This is a genomic window from Sporosarcina sp. Y838 (genome assembly GCF_056786515.1).
Window position 1 is genome coordinate 227,704 of record NZ_JBXCJD010000005.1, and the last position, 18,536, is coordinate 246,239.

An 18,536-nucleotide genomic window follows, 5' to 3' on the forward strand; every position below is an offset into this window, starting at 1 on the left:
TTTTCTTACTCTTTAGTTTTCCTCATACGCGTCCAAGCAAAAATACCAACTAATCCTGCAACAAAAATGAATCCGGCGTATAATAAGTAATTCGCATCATACGTTTCAGTAGTTTTTTCAGGCTGTTTCGGAACTTGGCTTTGGCCAATCATAGAAATATCATCAGTAGCATTCTTTAACTCAGTCGTCCGGTCACAAAGTGTAGTTGAAAGCACCGTCTTGCCATACATATCCGATGCGTGAGCATACACTATATACTCTTCTCCAATTATAAAGTCTATTCCACAACTTGCCGAATCACTTCCTGTAACTACGGAAATATCCGATCCATTGTCGCCCTTCCATACTTCCCTCACTTTGAAACTGACCGTTTTCCCCATTTCCCCATATATCCCCTTACTATCTTTAATTGCAATTACTTCCCCACTAAAAACAGCTGTTGCATTAGTAAGCGCTTCTTCTGGAGGAGGTAGCTCCATACACGAACAAGCTACCACGGGCAATGGCCTATAAAACACTAGCAAAAGTAAAAATAAACACAAGGGAATTAAAATCAATTTCTTTTTCATAATAAACCTCCTCTCGGTCGATTTATTATTAGTTCGTTTTGCAGACGAGTAAGTTTCGCTACTTCACGAGATTAATTGAAGTCCGCTTCCATTAATACTTCACCAATCAGTCGACCATTAATGACTAGATTTGCGTAATCATCAAATAACGTTGGTTCCATATTAACTATAACGAGCTTTGCCCCATTTTGTTTTGCTAGAAGCGGAAACTGATTTGCGGGTGTGACAGTCAGTGATGAGCCTAATACAATGAATAACTCGGCCCGTTCGCTTTCTTCCACTGCCTTCATGAAAGTATCTTCCGGTAGCCCTTCTCCGAATAGAACAACAGATGGTCGCAATTTGCCACCACATTTACAATAGAAACGTTCTTCTTCATACATCTCATTTCCGAATTCTTTCCCACAAGATTCACAATGGACTTGTTGCAGCGTGCCATGCAGTTCCATCACATTTTTCGAGCCAGCAACAGAATGAAACCCATCAACATTTTGGGTAATTACCCCTTGTATAAGCCCATCCTTTTCCCATTTAGCTAAGATACTATGGCCTTTATGCGGACTACAATCTTTTACTCCAAGCACACGTTGACGGTAAAAGGAAAAAAACCGTTCTACATCAAGATTTAAAGCTTCTGTACTTGCAACTTGATCAGGACTTTCATTTTCCCATAGCCCAGTTTTTGCAGACCGAAAATCAGGTAAACCGCTTTCTGTGGACATACCAGCACCTGTATAGACAATAGTATAATTTGATTTCTCCATTAACTCCGCCAACATTCGAAGTCCTCCTTCTTAACAAACTTCAATAATTAGAGATTTTTCATTGTTTTTCGGCGAATTAACTGCAGTAGAAACAATGTATGCCTCCATTTGTTTTTCATCGAATGGCATCAATAGACTTTTTAATAACTCGATATCTTCATTTTTAGGATCAAGCCAAGCCGCCTCATTTTCACGTTTTAGTATGACAGGCATACGATTGTGAATAGGTTTTACTAACTCATTTGGCACTGTCGTAATGGCTGTACACGAATGAATGATACTTCCATCCGTTGAAACCCATGACTCCCATAGACCCGCAATAGCAAATACCTCATCAGATGTCAATTTGATGCGCATTGGTACTTTTCCATCCTCTACTTTCTGCCATTCATAAAAGGAGTCCGCTGGAATAAGGCATCGTTTCTTCTTAAATGAATTTCGAAAACTCGGTTTTTCTGAAACAGTCTCAGCTCTTGCGTTGATCATTTTATATCCAATTTTCTCATCCTTTGCCCAAGGAGGGATAAGCCCCCACCGCAAATGACCCAATCGATTTTTCCTCCCATCATTGATAATGGCAACAACTTGTTGGGAAGGCGCGATATTATAACTCGGAATATAATCATTTTCCTGAAATGCTACTTCAATGTCAAAGCGTTCGATCATTTCAAAATAAGGGGCAAACAATGTAAATCGACCACACATAGAAATCCTCCTTTGTAAATGGAATTTGTTTACCTAACTCTACCATTGTTGTATGTTTGAATCATGTGAAACGTCGTTAACTGATGAGTATGTAGTCTAATAAAAAAAAGTGCAAGCCCTAATCACCTAGAGGCTTGCATTTTTTGATTATAATTTACTTTTTCTGTTGGTTCCTTCTTTTAGATGAAGGTACTTGCGGTTTATCAGTTCCTGCCTTTTTCTTCGCTTCCTTTTCCACACGTTCAAAATTTCTAATATCTGAAGGTCTGACTGTAATAGGTTCCTTTTTCAACAATTTCCCCATTCCGAATACCAGTAGTAGAAGGAGTACCGTGAATGGCAAGGCAGCCACTAGAGAAGCGGATTGGAGCGCATCCAGACCTCCCGCGTACAATAACACCGCTGCGATTGCGGACATAAGTACTCCCCAGGTCATCTTGACAATTAGGGGCGGAAATAGACTCCCATTTGTTGTCATACTAGCAAGGATATATGTTGCAGAATCTGCGGAAGTGACAAGGAATGTGAATATTAATAGAATTGCCAAACCGGACATTAATCCTGTAAAAGGCATGTGTTCAAATGTCGCAAAAATTGCCGATGTAACATCCGCTTCTACAGCTTCTGCTATTTTTGTGCCGTTATTCAAGTCACTGTAAAGCGCTGTCCCACCCAAAGTTGCAATCCACATACATGCGAAAACCGGTGGAAGAACCATCACTCCAACGATGAATTCTCGAATCGTTCTCCCTTTGGATACACGTGCAACAAAAGCGCCCACGAAAGGTGACCAAGCAATTGTCCATGCCCAATAGAATATTGTCCAGTCTTGTACCCAGCTTCCTCCTTGATAAGGTTGCAAACGTAAACTGTATTGAATGAAATTCGTTATGTAATCACCAAGTGCTAAAGTGAACGTTTCTAAAATAAATACTTTTGGACCTACAATAAAGAAGAATAATAGCATCGCAATTGCCAATACTAAGTTGAAATTCCCCAAATACCGAATACCTTTATTCAATCCTGAGGATGCGGAAATCATATAAGATATAAAGACAATAATAATGATGATTAACTGTATAGTGAACGTACTTTCAATTTTGAAAACTGACTCTAATCCCCCACTCATTTGTAAAATTCCGAGCCCAAGTGAGGTGGCAATACCCATGACAGTGGCTATGACAGAAAAGGAATCAATGCCAATCTTCACTTTTTTATTGTTTCCAATGAGTGGTTCTAATGCAGTTGAAATGAGTCCATCTTTTTTCTTTCGGAACTGCAGAAAACCGATTACTAATCCGACAATTCCAAAAATTGCCCATTGTGAAATGCCCCAGTGGAAGAATGAGTAACCCATCGCAACCCGCGCCGCCTGTTCTGAATGCGGCTCGACGCCCTCAATCGGTGAGGTGAAATAATGACTCATCGGTTCCGCTACACCCCAAAAAACAAGACCTACTCCAAATCCTGCCGAAAATAACATACCAATCCATGTGAAAAATGGATAATCAGGTCGCTCCTCATCTCCACCTATTCTAATTGCACCAAATTTACTGATTGCCAGACCAGCTAGAAATACGACTATAATAAATACAGTAAGCAGGTAAAACCAGCCAAAGTTCACCGTTGTAAAATCATACAATAAATTTGCTACATATCCGAATTGTATCGGTGAAACCGCTCCTAATAGCACTAGCACAAAAATAACTGATGCTGAAATTGAAAATACTGGATTCTTCCAAAACTTTTTGTCCAAAGAAAACCGACCCCTATTAATTTAGTTAATAACTATATACCCTAAAGCACTTCACTCTAAAGTGCAAATGTCTACCTAAATGAAATATATTTAAAATATCTCAGTTTTTCTTCAAAAAAAAAGATGAACCCATATATTCCAGGTTCAACTTTCACTTATCTATTTTGAGCGCTAATGCCTTCTTAGGGGGAGCCGAAGCCGTTAGACTAGTGGTTAAACCACTTGAGGCGGCCAAGAAAAAGAAATTGTTTAAAACATATTTTTATAGGGAATGAGACTATCTAGGCGAAGTGCATCCTATCAACTCGACTTTTCTATCAAATTATATTGTTTGTTCGTTTCTTTTTCTTCTTCGTATAATTAGTAAATAAAGGATAAATACAGCAAATACTAGAGCACTTGACATGACGTAAACTGATTGATAACCATAATGGAAAGCCACCAAACCTAAAACGTACGATCCAAGAGCAAGTCCCGTGTCAAAAAACGTAAAAAATGTAGCAGTCGCATATCCACTTCTTTCATGCTTTGTCGACTGTACAGCAAGTGTTTGAAAACTAGGTATGAGCGCTCCATAACCAAATCCAATAAACGCTCCTGCCACTAAAAAGGACACTGCCGAATCCATATTTGCTAATAGGAAAAGACCAAGTGCAAATGAAATAAATCCGGGAATGATTACATATTGTGAACCTTTTTCGTCAAATAGCATACCTGTAAATGGACGAGTCAGGAGCATCACAGCTGCAAACACTAGAAAAAAAGCGCTTGCGAGTGCTAGGAGACCTTTTTCCTGTGCGTAAATTGATAGATACGACAATACGCTTGCATATGACAAAGCGATTAAGCTACCAAGCATAGCTATCGGCAACGCTCCTTTTTCAAATAAGTCTCCTATTTTCAATTTAGTTAGTCCAATACTTTTTGCTGAAATATTTCCAGCCGGCGTCAATAAGGATGTAAGGACACCTATAACCATTAGAATACTTAGAACAATAAACAACACATCGAACGAGTAATTTTGAATTAGATATAACGCAATTAATGGGCCAAGAACAACAGCTAAATTGGTCGACATATTAAAATAACCAAGGCCCGCGCCTCTTCGTTTCATGGGCACTATGTCTGCAGCTATTGACAGCGCCGCCGTAGTGATAATGCTAAACCATATCCCCTGCACAAACCGCAATACTAGAAGTCCTGCAAATGGTTGGATAAAATAATAGAGGATTGTGCATATCAAATAGAGGACTAGGGCACTCCATAACATTTTCCGCTTCCCTACAATATCCAATATCTTGCCCGTAAAAGGTCTGACAACAATTGCAGATAGTAAGAATATCGTCATTAATAAACCCGCTTCTTCGTCTGTACGCTTTAACACGCCAACCGCATAAAGTGGCAATGTAGTGACGAGTCCGTAAAATACAGTAAAAACTGAAATATTTGTGAAAAATAAACTTATAAAAGGTTTAGTCCAAATGGGTTCTTTTTTCACTAATTTACTCACTCCTTTCCTTATCAAGGCTTTTCAATAAACCCATTAATAACAGCTCATCTTCTTTTGACAGATCTTTTAGAAACTCATTCTCAAATTCAATAATTGATGCCTCTATTAGCGGGAACTTTGTTATCGCTTCTTCAGAAAGACATACAACTTTTTCTCTTCGATCTATTCCTTCAAATGTCCTGACCCACCCGAGGTCTTCAAGGCGACTGACAGTCCTCGTAATTGTTGGGGCTTCCACATTTAAATACTTCCATATATCTGTTAATTTCATTTCCTCATGCTGCTTAACACAATATAACACCGTCCATTGCGCCGCAAATAAATCATATTTTTTCAGCGTTTTATTTAACTCTTTACTCAACATACGGGTCTTTTGAAATAGTTCATGAAATAGTGGATTCATACATATTAACTCCTTTGTTTACCTAGCTAACTATTTAATCATACTTCGCCAACCAAAGCTTGTAAAGTAAACAGAAAAAAACAAGCAATCCCAATGTACGGGGATCACTTGTCATAATAATTCAATAGGTTTATAGAACCTTTCCGCTTCATCTAGATGAACAGTGTAAGTAATAATACTGCCAACCTTATAATATATGGAGATAAAATTTAACAATACACAACTAATTTCTAAGTATCTATACACATGTTTAGCTACAACTATTCAAATAGCTGTACGTCATGATCCACCCCACAACAATGGACTAGCATTGAATGAAGTTGCCCCCGATGATGATAGACATGAGCCACTATTTCTAGCAACCATTCATATCTTGAATATGTAGTCCCCCAATAAGAAGTCATTTTCATATGCAATTCTTCAGCATTAAATGTGGCGAATTTTTCTTCTACAAAAGTATAATTACTCAACAATGCATCTTTAATTTCTTCTAGAGAAGCCAATTTAATCGTTGAATAATACGCTGTCATTTCATCCCTGCTTGCACCTTCAGCGATTTGGTAATCTGCTACACAAATTGTTGCCAAATGCTCCAATAACTCTCCAATTGAATATTTATTAGGCGTAGGTCTAATTTGTAATGAATGGTCATCTAATTGATTTACTAACTCACGAATGGAGTTAATGGAAACCTTCAGCTGATTTAGTGCATATCCACAATATTTATTCATCACTTTTCTCCTTACAAAGCAGTTTCAGCCGTCATTTTCCGATCACGTGGTAGCGCTAAACCGACAAGACCAATAATAGGTAAAAATGAAACGATAATCATTGTCGGGAAAATACCAAGCTGGTCCATCAACATTCCGATGACGACGGATCCAATCGCTCCCATACCAAATGCCAGACCCACTGTCAGCCCTGCCATCGTCCCAATTTTGCTCGGAACAAGTTCTTGGGCATAGACGACCGTAACTGAAAAGCTGAGCATAATGAAAAACCCAATGGTCATGAGTAATAGGGCAACAGCCCATAACGGGACGTATGGGAGCAGTAGACATAAGGGTATCGGCACAGCGAGCGAAAGAACTATGATATTCTTTCTGCCAAATTTATCAGCCATTGGCCCGCCGAAAAACGTCCCCACCGCTCCGAGTGCAAGAAACAAGAATATGTATAATAGCCCTTCTTTATCAATAAGCTGATACTTATCCATTAAATGAAAGATGAAAAAGCTAGTGATATTCGTAACGTAAAATGAACGGGCAAAAATGATGACAAGCAGTAATACAAGCGCTGTTCCCACTTGTTTTTTTGTTAGCTTTCCTATGGATGATAGCAACACTTTCTTGCGATTGTTCAACTTCTCCTGATCAAGCTGTTTTTTATACCAAGCGGATATTTTTAGTAAGATGAAAATACCAAGTGCTGCGACAAGCATAAATAACGCCGCTCCTATTTGTCCAAGTGGCACTAGAATAAATGCACTGATCAATGGGGCTAATGCCTGTCCAGAATTTCCACCTACTTGATAAATAGATTGAGAAAGTCCACGCTTCGATCCTGCCGCCATGAAAGATACTCTTGACCCTTCCGGATGAAAAATTGCGGAACCGAACCCGAGAAACATAACAGAGACAATAATCATCCAGTAGTCCGGGGAAAGGGCAATCCCTCCTATTCCTACAAATGAGAACATCATCCCTATCGGTAATGCATATGGTTTCGGTTTTCGGTCACTGAAATACCCGACAACCGGTTGTAAAACGGATGCAACCATATTCAAAGCGAAAAAAATGAATCCAAGTTGAGTGAAGGTAAGTCCCCTTTCCTTTTCAAGGACGGGAAACATTGCGGGAACCACTGCTTGCAGCGTATCGTTCAGCAAATGGACACCACCGATTGCAAACATGATTGGATATACGGGATTTCCCAGTGGACCTGCTTCTTTTATTTTTGTCATTTGATTCTCACGTCCTTTCTTTGCTGATAAAAACTTCATAGAACAAGTATATATCAATTTCAGAGTATTTGGATGCTTTATAATTCGAAATTAATGATTATAGCTTCTTATGTCGATATACTTATGTAGTAATGATTGACCACCAATAGAAAGAGGCGACTCATTTGAACATACATGAAGCAATCAAAACACGAAGAAGCATTCCACTAGTAACGGAACAGGCTGTACCAGTGGATCTTATTGAAAAGATTATTGAATCGGGTACTTATGCACCCAACCATCATAGGACGGAACCTTAGCGATTCTTCGTATTGCGAGGAAATGGTAGAACAAAGTTAGGTAAAGTCCTAGGAGAGATTACAAGTGCTGAACAGGAAGATCCGCCGTCCGAGAGTAGTCAATCGAAAATTGAACGAAGCAAAAGGAATCCCCTGCGCGCCCCCGTTATTATCGCGGTTGGTATGGAACCGGGAGAAAAAGAGAATATCATTGAAAAAGAAGAATATGCCGCTGTCAGTAGCAGTATCCAAAATATGCTGTTGACTGCTCACGCGTTAGGCCTAGGTGCAATCTGGCGAACAGGTGCAATTTGTTATCATCCGAATGTAAGAGACTTTTTTGGACTATCCGAAAAAGGTGAAGTTCTTGCATTTATCTACCTCGGTTATCCCGAAATGGAACCGAAGTCTTTTAAAAAGACCAATTTTAGTGAATTCACAACTTGGATTGATTAAAAAAATTTGAAGTAGTCATAATATAGAAATGAGGAATCGAAATGGAAACGAAAAACAACATGATGTGCGACTTAGAAACAGGCATATGCGGGCCTGGTGGTGATACCGTAATGGAATTCATCGACCTCTCTGCACCTACAAAAAAAGCCGATCTGTATTATGTAACGGATCCAATTTGTTCCCATTGCTGGGCATTGGAACCCGTACTCCGCAAATTTGAATCGCAATACGGTCAATACTTCAATATGCATACATTGATGGGTGGATTATTGGAAAACTGGGATGGCTTTTCGGATACTGCAAATGGCATCAATGGGCCTGTGGACGTTGCCGATCACTGGAGAGAGGTTGGTGAACATTCCCGCATGCCGATTGATGGAACTCTCTGGCATGATAATCCAATCAAATCTTCCTTCATTCCTTCCCGCGTTTTTAAAGTGATAGATCAGCAAGGCCCGGATCTTGCAAACGCATTTTTACGACGTGCACGGGAGGCTCTTTTCGCTTTCAATAGAAACATTGCAGAAGACGACATGTTAATAGAGCTTGTCGATAGTGTCGGACTTAACGGGGAAGAAATCATCAGACAATCGAAACTGCCAGAAGCGGAAACTTCTTTGCATGAAGATTTTCAGCTTGTGCGGCAACTAGGCGTTCGTGGCTTCCCTACAATCGTTATATTGAATGAAGAGAAAAAAGGTGTCAAAATTGTAGGAGCACGTGCGCTTGAACAGTACATTGCAGCACTACAACAAATCCTCCCGGGGGATACTATACAACCGAAACAACTATCCAACTTATTGACCTTAATCCAAAAAGAGAAACTGTTATTCTCACGTGAAATCGAAGAGTTTTTTGCAATTGAGGAAAAAGATTTTGAAGCTTTCGTAAGTGAACAATTGGTCAATACCGATTTTGAAACAAAGGAAGTACTTGGCGAAAAGTATATTACAATCATCGGATAGCACTACTCGATGATCAATGCAGCGAGACATCGATAGTATTTGAAATCATGAATAATGACAAAAACAAGACCTAGTTGATCGACACTCGGTCTTGTTTTTGTATCCCCTCTTTCACTATCCAACTCCAAATTCCGGTTAAGTTATTCATACATATCAATCATTCCTAGTTTGTCTCAAAAAACATATCCGCGAGCTTATTTTTCATCATTAATTTGGCAATACTTTAGGATAATCATACAACGGCGGAAGGGAATGCTTTCATGTTTGCTTTGAATGGGGATACTATGCTTTATTACTTTCCTTTCTTATTAATATTAATTACGTTTGAATTGTCTTTGTCTGTTTATAAATCCACTGGTTTAGAATGGACAACTAGAATTGCAGGCGGAAATTTTATTGTCAATGTACTTTGGACTGCGCTCCTTTTGTCCATTATATTAAATCCGAACTTGTTCAATCCTGAATTTGTACCGTATATGGTAGAACTCTACGACAGCACTACAGAGAAAATCACTTTCATAATCGACATAAGTAAGACTTCCATCTTATTAGCGATCATCGTGACAAATTCAATTGATATTTACAACGGATTCAATAATGTCGGAGTTAAAGAAGAAACATAAAAGATTTAATTTCATTCAACATATTTGTTCAATTCAGCTCCATAATTGCACCTCTTACTTTCCCAGTTTTAGCTACAATCAGACTCATTGTTAGACCGGCAAAGAACACTGTCGCAATTGACAATACTATGTGAATTGAAGGTATCAGCAGACTTCCTATTGTAACAATCAGTATATCAACGCTAAATATCATAATGCCTGGATTAATCATCAATTTTCTTGCGATCATTTGTGCCAGTAAATCAGTTCCTCCAATACTAATGTCGAGACGGAGCATCATGCCTATTCCCGTACCGATAATGATTCCGCCACAAATCGCGCTTACTAGTGGAACAGTTACCAATTCCCTTCCAATCATATGTAATGGATACAATAGATCTATAAGTAGGGATGAAAGTAACATGCCATGGATTCCGTGGTAGAAAAACGAACGATAGTACTTCCAAGCCAACATGAAGATTGGAATGCTTACGATAAGAAACGTAAGACCCACCTTAACATCCATCGCATAATGAAAAATCAAACTAATTCCAAGTGCACCGCCATCCAACAACTCAAACGGAACAAGAAACATATTCACACCAACTGCGACTAACAAACTGCCTAGAAATATAGTTAACGCTTTTTCGAACATGTACACAGGATCCCACCTATTTTATTTACTTTATAGATGTATATGATTGACTTGGACATTTCTTAACCCAATAACGACAATTCATTATAATTAAAGAAGGAACGGGAATTAATCCCTTTAAAATAGTGCAAAGAATGAATGAAATACCTTATTAAGATAAATCAGCGGTTGAGTTGCATCGCCTACGTTTCGTCACATCAAAGAGGAGGCTATCATTTGTCTGAAAATCCATCTAATAACAAATCATCTGAAGAACATGAAGACACATTGACGAATAGACAGGGGCACCCTGTTACAAACAACCAGAATATAAGGACTGTCGGCAATCGAGGTCCTGCCGTTTTGGAAAACTACGATTTTCTGGAGAAGATTAGTCACTTCGACAGAGAACGAATTCCTGAACGCGTCGTTCACGCTCGTGGAGCGGGCGCACACGGCTATTTTGAAGCATATGGAACAGCTGGCAAGGAACCGGTCTCCAAGTATACACGCGCGAAACTTTTTCAAGAAAAAGGGAAACAAACACCTGTATTTGTTCGCTTTTCTTCCGTAATACATGGTGGGCACTCGCCTGAGACACTTCGTGACCCACGTGGTTTCGCCGTAAAGTTTTATACAGAAGACGGTAACTGGGATCTTGTCGGGAACAATTTAAAAATTTTCTTTATCCGAGATGCGATTAAGTTTCCCGATATGATTCATGCTTTTAAACCCGATCCAATTACGAATATTCAAGACAGTGAACGATTTTTCGACTTTTGTGCGAGCTCACCTGAATCGTTCCATATGGTAACATTCGTTTATTCACCTTGGGGCATTCCTGCCAACTACCGCATGATGCAAGGCTCCGGTGTCAATACGTATAAATGGGTGAATAAGGACGGGGTCGCTGTACTTATTAAGTATCATTGGGAACCGAAACAAGGTATTAAAAACTTGACTCAAAAAGAAGCAAGTGAAATCCAAGGAACTAATTTCAATCACGCGACACAGGATTTATATGACGCTATCAAAAACGGCGAATATCCCGAATGGGAGCTGCTAGTCCAAGTTATGAGCGACGATGAACATCATGAACTTGATTTCGATCCGCTTGACGATACAAAGTTATGGCCTGAGGATCAGTTTCCTTGGCTACCTGTCGGCAAAATGGTCCTAAACAAAAATCCTGAAGATTACTTCACGGAAGTGGAACAAGTTGCATTCGGTACAGGTGTCCTTGTAGATGGCCTCGATTTCTCTGATGATAAAATGCTCCAAGGGCGTACATTCTCCTACTCTGATACGCAGCGACACCGCGTCGGTGCAAACTATTTGCAACTTCCGATCAACGCACCAAAAAAACGGGTTGCGACGAATCAGAGCGGTGGGCAGATGCAGCTTAAAGTTGACCGAGCCCCTGGTCAGAACCCGCATATTAACTATGAGCCTTCAATTTTAGGCGGATTGAAAGAAGCTACACAGGATGGAACAGAACACTCACCTTACATTCAAGGTAATCTCGTTAGGGAGTCGATTGATCGACAAAGCAATACAAAACAAGCAGGGGATACGTATCGCATGTTTGAAGACTGGGAACGAGATGATTTAATATCAAACCTGGTGTCAGACCTTTCCAATTGCGACCAGCGCATCCAAGAAAAAATGATTGCTCTTGCAGAAGAAGCTGACGAAGAATACGGGCGTCGTTTACGTGACGGATTGGCCCACTCGACAAAAGAAGGTTCGAGTCAAAAACCTCTCGGTAATAGAGACGGTGATAAGGCACCTGATGAAGCGGTGCGAAAGGGTCATAAAGCCGATCCTTATTAAAAAACAGCTCACTCGAATGGGTAATTCCATTTGAGTGAGCTGTTCTATTTCAGGTGCTTTTGCATGAAAGAAAGAGTTCCATTACTATGACTTCTTTTGTGAAATTCTCTACCAATGTACATTGAGGGTTATTCTTTCCACTCTTTATTTCACACCAAAAATTATTTTTGGTACACTGAGTTTATAGATTTTTTATCGGAGGTGTTTTAGGTTAAGAAGTTCAGCGAAACTGTTAAATCTATCCTAACTAATCCTTATATAATCATTTTGACATTCCTATTCATCAAAATAATCGGCTTCCGATTGGTCGTTTTTCATAATAAATCCATCTTACATATTGCACTCATTGAATTCCCTCTATGGGCATTCTTCCTGTCTCTAGTTATTTTCTTAGCAAGAAAACGAGTATGGACGGGAATCCTTCTATTTAACATTACATTATCCGTCTTATTCATAGCGATTATCTACTACACACGTTACTTTTCAACGATTCCATCCTATTATGACTTACGTCAGATTTACCAGTCAAATTCTGTGGGAGGAACTATCGGACTTCTTAGCAAGCCATATGATTTTCTATTTTTCCTAGATATGGTGCTGATACTTCCCATCGCTTATTACTTTACTAACAAAAATATTAAACCCTCATTCAAAGTCGGCAGGCGTTTAACCATACTATTCGGCGGCATCAGTCTCATTACAACGTTATTGGCATTCCGGCAACCACTCATCGATGTTTCATATTTTGCAAAAGAGAATGGCTATTTGCAATCACAAGCCGTCCAAGTTTTCACACGTGGCTTCGGAATTGCACTTGCTTCTGATGTTAATTTATCTGAAATTGACATTGAAAAGCTAAAAGGAAATGATTATGTCCCAGCGGATAAGCATGCCTCGTATGGAATTGCAAAAAATCGACATGTTTTCGTCATACAAGTTGAATCGCTGCAAGGCTTTGTAATCGGTAAGAAAGTGAACGGGCAAGAAATTACACCGAATCTAAATGCCTTATTGAAGGATAGTGTCTATTTTGATAATGTCTATCAGCAAATCGGTGCTGGCAACACATCCGACACTGAATGGCTTATGCATACGTCCATCTATCCCGAAGGCATGGACCCGACCGTCAATGTCTTAACTGGTGATCCCGTTCCCTCCCTCCTACACACTTTAGGGGAAAAGGGTTATGGAACGGCCACGTATCATGCAGATACCATCACCTATTGGAGTCGTGATAAACTATACCCTGCACTCGGTTTTGATTATATCTATACAGATGAAGAAATTCCGGAAAAACTAGAAATAGGCTTCGGACCGGCAGATGAAGTGCTGTTTGATTTCGTTTTAAAACAACTGCCTTCGCAATTAATAAAGAACAAAAAAATGTATTCTAACATCATAACGATGACGAGCCACACTCCATTTGAAATGCCTGAAACTCTTCAGTATCTCACACTGCCAGGCAGTTATGACGACACGTATGTTGGCAATTATTTTCAATCCATCCGATATACAGATGAACAAATCGGGAATTTTGTTGATACACTGAAAGAGGATGGTCTGTATGATGAGTCGCTGATACTTATTTACGGGGATCATTCAGGAATTCATGGGGCTCCTGTCACAGATAAAGACGAGTCAATACTTTTGGATTTGCTCGGTCATCCCTATAACTTGTCTGACCGTTTTGTCATCCCGGTCATTTTTACTGGAGGTGGACTTTTCAGCGGTGAAACGATTAACCATTTGGGCGGGCAAGTTGACTTGATGCCGACCTTATTGAATTTGCTCGGTATCCAACATCATGAGCAGATGATGGGTCACAATTTGTTTCACTACGAAAATAATTTACTTGGTATGCGTTATTACTTGCCTGGCAGTTCTTTCATAAACAATGACTCATTATACGTTGCACCAAGTGCTAGATTACCCGCAACCCTCTATAACTTGAAAACAATGAAAGAGAAACCACGTAACAATAAAACTCAGCAATCTATCGATAACACGCTACAAATCATGCAACAATCAGATCAAATCTTAAACTCCTATACTACTCGAAATAAAAAAGCCAATCACAATAAGTCTGGTAGTAAGTGATTTAATCCAAGCGATGAGCTAAAAAAACTTAACAATGATTAAAAGACACGTTCCAATATATGGAGCGTGTCTTTCGTTTTCACTATTAAATCCATCTACCAACAATCGGATAATCGTACGATTCCCCGTTTAGTGCCTTAATAATTCCAATGATTGGAACGATAAGCCACATTAAAAGAAACCCAAGAATTAATGGAATACCAATAATTACGACTATCAGTAGTGCAGATACGAAAATCAATGCTCCCATCACTAATTGAAAAAGGATTGCTTGTATTGCCACTCTTTTAACTTCTAAATCATCAATAATAAGATAAATAACGAATGGAACCAAAAATGGAGCGAAAAAAGCACTCGCATGAACCAATACTTTTAAACCTGTCTTTTCCAAATACAAAAACCTCCCCCATTTATTCCATTAGCTTATAATACGGTTGAAAGAAGGGGAAGTTTCATTTATCTCAAGATTCACTATCACTCTTTTGTTCATGTTGTAAATTTAACCGATGCGGTTTATAACCTGCATCTTTTACAATTCATTGAAAGTGCAGAAACGTATCACCAGCAAAATACTCTTGCGATAAAGGTTTTTCATGTCCCGCCAAATTATCCATTCGGCCACATTTTGTATATTCCTTTAGAATATCACCTATTAAATCATTGTATGGAGGATTCAACTTATCTTCGCTCATACTCGTTAACGACGCTTTTTCTACTATTTTAAAACTTTCATTATTTCACTGCTCCCTGTTGTATAGTCCAGTTTCATCCGTTCCAATTCTATCTTCATCTTTTCTGTTTCCATGATATAGTTTTGCTGTTTCAGTTTTTCCAACTCAATTTCATCGCGCATAAACTCCCCTTTTATTTTGACAATACGACGCTGGTGATCAGTAACAATAGCAATAATCGGTACACACATGACAAGCCCAACAATTATGACTCCTTCTAGCATATAAATCCCCCTTTACCATATTGTTAGTTCCATTGTACATTATCGGAATTGTCAGTCACAAGAAAGTTAATTATTTTATTCAACTTAAATAAGGGTACTATAAAAATTTCGGGGCATACTTTTATAATACATTGCAAGAAAGGTGGGCAAAATGTTGAAATATACACTTGAAGAAGCAGTGATAAAATACGCAATTCCAATGGATTCGGATCCGGAATTTGCCACACTAATCGATGCAATTGGAGATGCTTCGATTGTACTATTGGGTGAATCGAGTCACGGTACTTCTGAATTCTATAAAATACGTGCTGAAATTTCTAAGAAGTTGATTGAGCAAAAAGGATTTACGGCCATTGCTGTAGAAGGTGATTGGCCTTCTGCACAAATAGTCAACCAATATATAAAGGGTTACAGCGAAAATGATGCAAGTGCACAAGAAATAGTCAAAGCATTTAAAAGATGGCCAACTTGGATGTGGGCTAATGAAGATATAGCTGATTTTGTTGAATGGTTAAAAACGCATAATAACAATAAAAACCCGGATAGAAAAGTGGGTTTTTACGGCATTGATATATATAGTCTATGGGAATCGATGGAAGAAATTATTCGTTATCTAACAGAGACTAATCCTGAAGGTGCGGACCTTAAGCTTGCGAAGAAAGCTTTTTCCTGTTTTGAACCTTTTAACGGTATGCCGGATCATTATGCAATTTCCACAGCACATTTTTCACAAGTCTGTACTAATGAAGTTAGCGAATTACTATCGTCAATTCGTTCGAATATAAAAAACTACGATGAAACCAATGAAGCCGATTTGAATTTAAAAGTGAACGCAATTATAGTTGATAAAGCTGAGGAATATTACCGCACCATGATTAAAGACAATACACGATCCTGGAATATCCGCGACGAACATATGGTGAATGTAATTAATGAAGTGAAAAATTATTACGGAACAAATTCCAAAATAATCGTTTGGGAGCATAATACACATATCGGAGACGCACGTGCCACAACAATGCAAGACGATGGAATGCTGAATGTCGGTCAATTGCTCCGCGAACAGTATAAAGATGACGAAGTCTACGCGGTGGGGTTCGGTACACACCAGGGCACTGTCATTGCAGCCGAGGAGTGGGGTGTCCCATATAGAATCATAAATGTACCTCCTGCACGAAAACATTCTTGGGAAGCTTTGTTACATCAAACAGGAGCATTCGATAAGTTATTTATCTTTGACGAAGAAAACAAGGAACACTTCATCAGCTGGATTGGTCATCGAGCAATTGGAGTCGTTTACAACCCTGAGAATGAGGCATACGGAAATTATGTTCCTTCCCAAATGGGAAATCGATATGATGCATTTATATTTATAGATCAAACCAAGGCACTCACCCCGATAGTTGAAGCATAGAAAAAGAACAAGCCAGTTTGAATACTCAATTTGGCTTGTTCTTTTGGCTTCTTACTTTAGATATGCAAAGCGTCAATTACAACGGCATTTCTATCAACGTTTCATGGTGATTAAGTCGCTCTCGCGTTTTCCTCCAATAACAACGAGTAAGATGGTTGCGAGGATTTCGACTATTGTCTTCATTTTCATTTCCCTCCTTGCCCCCTATCTTGTTCTATATAATTATAAGGAGCTGAAATCAGTCTACCCAACTGTTTCATTTGGCATTCATTTTCAATACTCTTTAATTATTTATATACTAATACGAAAAAAAAGCCGACTGCCTAATGGCAATCAGCATGTACTATTATTGTTTTAATGATTATTGTGCAAAGGTGGCTGGCATGACAACTGCAACGACTTCTCCTGTTGCAACAAGTGACTCGTCCGCTAAAACCTCAACTGATACCTTAAATTTCTTTGGATGGATTTCTTCTACTTTACCTACCGCTTTTAATAATGTTCCTTGTTTAGTAGGTTTTAAGTAATTCACGTTCAATGATGCAGTGACGAAACGTGGTGGTTCTACTTCGCTCTCCGGTTCATTACCGTTTTTCCGGTGCAAGGCAAGCGCAGCCGAGCCCGTCCCATGGCAGTCAATAAGCGAAGCAATAAGTCCCCCATAGACAAACCCTGGAATTGCAATATGTTTTGGTGACGGTTCGTAAAAAGTTACCGTCTCCTCCCCCAGCCAACCTGTACGGAAGTGGTAACCGTCTTCATTTAATCTACCGCAACCAAAACACCAAGCAAAATCATCAGGATAGTTATCTTGTATTGCATTTACTACTTCTCTTTTCGTCTCCATTATTCCAACCTCCCCCATTCCATATTAATTATAACATTCTGATAAGTAATTAATCATTCAAAATATCTTTTAAAAACTTTTCTCTATGATCAAGGAAGTATTTTGTAATCTGATAGTGCTCTGTCATTTCATATTCCGTTTCTTTTATCACTCCATCATCAAAACTCAAAATGGTTGCATCAGGATAGCCTAAAATGATTGGTGAGTGAGTGGCAATGATAAACTGACATTCCTCTTCTTGGACAAGATCATGCATGATACGCAGAAATGCCAACTGCCTTTGCGGTGATAATGCGGCTTCGGGCTCATCCAACAGATAAACGGCTTTTCCATTGAAACGATTTAAAAATAATGACAGGAAGGATTCCCCATGTGACTGTTCATGTAGAGACTTACCGCCATAGCTCTCAAGCGCGGCTGCTCCTAAACTGTCAATATGTGAAGCAAAATGATAAAAAGATTCGGCCCGTAAAAAGAACCCTTTTGTCACTTTAGGCATCCACGACAAGCGTAGATACTCACTAATCGCACTTTCAGATGCGTCTACATCGTAACTATTATTTCTTCCGCCACCCGCTGAATTAAATCCGCATAAATCTGCAATCCCTTCAAGTAACGTTGATTTACCCGACCCATTTTCTCCTACAAAAAACGTAACGCTTTTCTTTAAATCCAGTTTTGACATTGATTGAATAGATGGAATTGAAAAAGGATACTCATCTAGTGAACTTCCTTCATCATGCATTAGCGTAATTCTTTTCAAAAACAATTGCTCACACTCCCTT

Annotated in this window: 20 protein-coding genes; 7 read left to right on the plus strand and 13 right to left on the minus strand. The window is 39.1% G+C overall.

Annotation, left to right across the window (positions count from 1 at the left end; all coding sequences use genetic code 11):
* Positions 1-5: 5 nt before the first annotated feature.
* The 8 genes from AC1TO4_RS09370 to AC1TO4_RS09405 form a co-directional block, all read right to left on the minus strand.
* Positions 6-569 (minus strand): hypothetical protein, encoded by a 564-nt coding sequence (locus AC1TO4_RS09370; protein WP_482105094.1) that lies wholly within the window; start codon positions 567-569, stop codon positions 6-8.
* Positions 570-640: 71 nt separating this feature from the next.
* Positions 641-1,348, minus strand: coding sequence for an NAD-dependent deacylase (locus tag AC1TO4_RS09375; RefSeq protein WP_482105095.1), 708 nt, complete (start codon positions 1,346-1,348; stop codon positions 641-643).
* A 15-nt stretch (positions 1,349-1,363) separates the two neighbouring features.
* Positions 1,364-2,038 carry an SOS response-associated peptidase gene (locus AC1TO4_RS09380; RefSeq protein ID WP_482105096.1) on the minus strand — a complete coding sequence of 225 codons (675 nt, stop codon included), beginning with the start codon at positions 2,036-2,038 and terminating at the stop codon, positions 1,364-1,366.
* 154 nt (positions 2,039-2,192) lie between these two features.
* Complete coding sequence (locus AC1TO4_RS09385; protein WP_482105097.1) at positions 2,193-3,794, minus strand: BCCT family transporter; 1,602 nt, start codon at positions 3,792-3,794, stop codon at positions 2,193-2,195.
* Between the two features lie 322 nt (positions 3,795-4,116).
* Positions 4,117-5,292, minus strand: coding sequence for an MFS transporter (locus tag AC1TO4_RS09390; RefSeq protein WP_482105098.1), 1,176 nt, complete (start codon positions 5,290-5,292; stop codon positions 4,117-4,119).
* Positions 5,293-5,296: 4 nt separating this feature from the next.
* Positions 5,297-5,707, minus strand: coding sequence for a MarR family winged helix-turn-helix transcriptional regulator (locus AC1TO4_RS09395; protein ID WP_482105099.1), 411 nt, complete (start codon positions 5,705-5,707; stop codon positions 5,297-5,299).
* A gap of 260 nt (positions 5,708-5,967) precedes the next feature.
* Positions 5,968-6,438, minus strand: coding sequence for a DinB family protein (locus AC1TO4_RS09400; RefSeq protein ID WP_482105100.1), 471 nt, complete (start codon positions 6,436-6,438; stop codon positions 5,968-5,970).
* Between the two features lie 11 nt (positions 6,439-6,449).
* A complete protein-coding gene (locus tag AC1TO4_RS09405; RefSeq protein ID WP_482105101.1) occupies positions 6,450-7,670 on the minus strand; it encodes an MFS transporter in 1,221 nt (406 codons plus the stop codon).
* A 164-nt stretch (positions 7,671-7,834) separates the two neighbouring features.
* Between AC1TO4_RS09405 and AC1TO4_RS09410 the strand changes: the two genes are divergently transcribed.
* The 4 genes from AC1TO4_RS09410 (at position 7,835) to AC1TO4_RS09425 (ending at position 9,992) form a co-directional block, all read left to right on the plus strand.
* Positions 7,835-7,969, plus strand: coding sequence for a hypothetical protein (locus AC1TO4_RS09410; protein ID WP_482105102.1), 135 nt, complete (start codon positions 7,835-7,837; stop codon positions 7,967-7,969).
* Positions 7,970-7,981: 12 nt separating this feature from the next.
* A complete protein-coding gene (locus AC1TO4_RS09415; protein WP_482105103.1) occupies positions 7,982-8,404 on the plus strand; it encodes a nitroreductase family protein in 423 nt (140 codons plus the stop codon).
* A gap of 41 nt (positions 8,405-8,445) precedes the next feature.
* Positions 8,446-9,369, plus strand: a complete 924-nt coding sequence (locus AC1TO4_RS09420) for a DsbA family protein (protein ID WP_482105104.1) — start codon at positions 8,446-8,448, stop codon at positions 9,367-9,369.
* Positions 9,370-9,629: 260 nt separating this feature from the next.
* Positions 9,630-9,992: a hypothetical protein gene (locus AC1TO4_RS09425; RefSeq protein WP_482099882.1), complete on the plus strand. Its 363-nt coding sequence runs from the start codon at positions 9,630-9,632 to the stop codon at positions 9,990-9,992.
* 28 nt (positions 9,993-10,020) lie between these two features.
* On the opposite strand, the gene AC1TO4_RS09430 is transcribed toward AC1TO4_RS09425, so the two are convergent.
* A complete protein-coding gene (locus tag AC1TO4_RS09430) occupies positions 10,021-10,626 on the minus strand; it encodes a YitT family protein (RefSeq protein ID WP_482105169.1) in 606 nt (201 codons plus the stop codon).
* A gap of 216 nt (positions 10,627-10,842) precedes the next feature.
* Between AC1TO4_RS09430 and AC1TO4_RS09435 the strand changes: the two genes are divergently transcribed.
* Complete coding sequence (locus tag AC1TO4_RS09435; protein WP_482105105.1) at positions 10,843-12,438, plus strand: catalase; 1,596 nt, start codon at positions 10,843-10,845, stop codon at positions 12,436-12,438.
* A 303-nt stretch (positions 12,439-12,741) separates the two neighbouring features.
* Positions 12,742-14,535, plus strand: coding sequence for an LTA synthase family protein (locus AC1TO4_RS09440; RefSeq protein WP_482105106.1), 1,794 nt, complete (start codon positions 12,742-12,744; stop codon positions 14,533-14,535).
* Positions 14,536-14,620: 85 nt separating this feature from the next.
* On the opposite strand, the gene AC1TO4_RS09445 is transcribed toward AC1TO4_RS09440, so the two are convergent.
* Positions 14,621-14,926, minus strand: a complete 306-nt coding sequence (locus AC1TO4_RS09445; RefSeq protein ID WP_482099886.1) for a magnetosome magnetite crystal formation protein family — start codon at positions 14,924-14,926, stop codon at positions 14,621-14,623.
* 324 nt (positions 14,927-15,250) lie between these two features.
* Positions 15,251-15,490 (minus strand): hypothetical protein, encoded by a 240-nt coding sequence (locus AC1TO4_RS09450; protein WP_482105107.1) that lies wholly within the window; start codon positions 15,488-15,490, stop codon positions 15,251-15,253.
* 151 nt (positions 15,491-15,641) lie between these two features.
* Between AC1TO4_RS09450 and AC1TO4_RS09455 the strand changes: the two genes are divergently transcribed.
* Positions 15,642-16,904, plus strand: coding sequence for an erythromycin esterase family protein (locus AC1TO4_RS09455; protein ID WP_482105108.1), 1,263 nt, complete (start codon positions 15,642-15,644; stop codon positions 16,902-16,904).
* A gap of 361 nt (positions 16,905-17,265) precedes the next feature.
* Here AC1TO4_RS09455 and AC1TO4_RS09460 read toward each other — a convergent pair whose 3' ends face one another.
* A complete protein-coding gene (locus AC1TO4_RS09460) occupies positions 17,266-17,751 on the minus strand; it encodes a PaaI family thioesterase (protein WP_482099889.1) in 486 nt (161 codons plus the stop codon).
* Positions 17,752-17,800: 49 nt separating this feature from the next.
* On the minus strand, positions 17,801-18,520 hold the full coding sequence (locus tag AC1TO4_RS09465) for an AAA family ATPase (protein WP_482099890.1): 720 nt from the start codon (positions 18,518-18,520) through the stop codon (positions 17,801-17,803).
* Between the last annotated feature and the right edge of the window lie 16 nt (positions 18,521-18,536).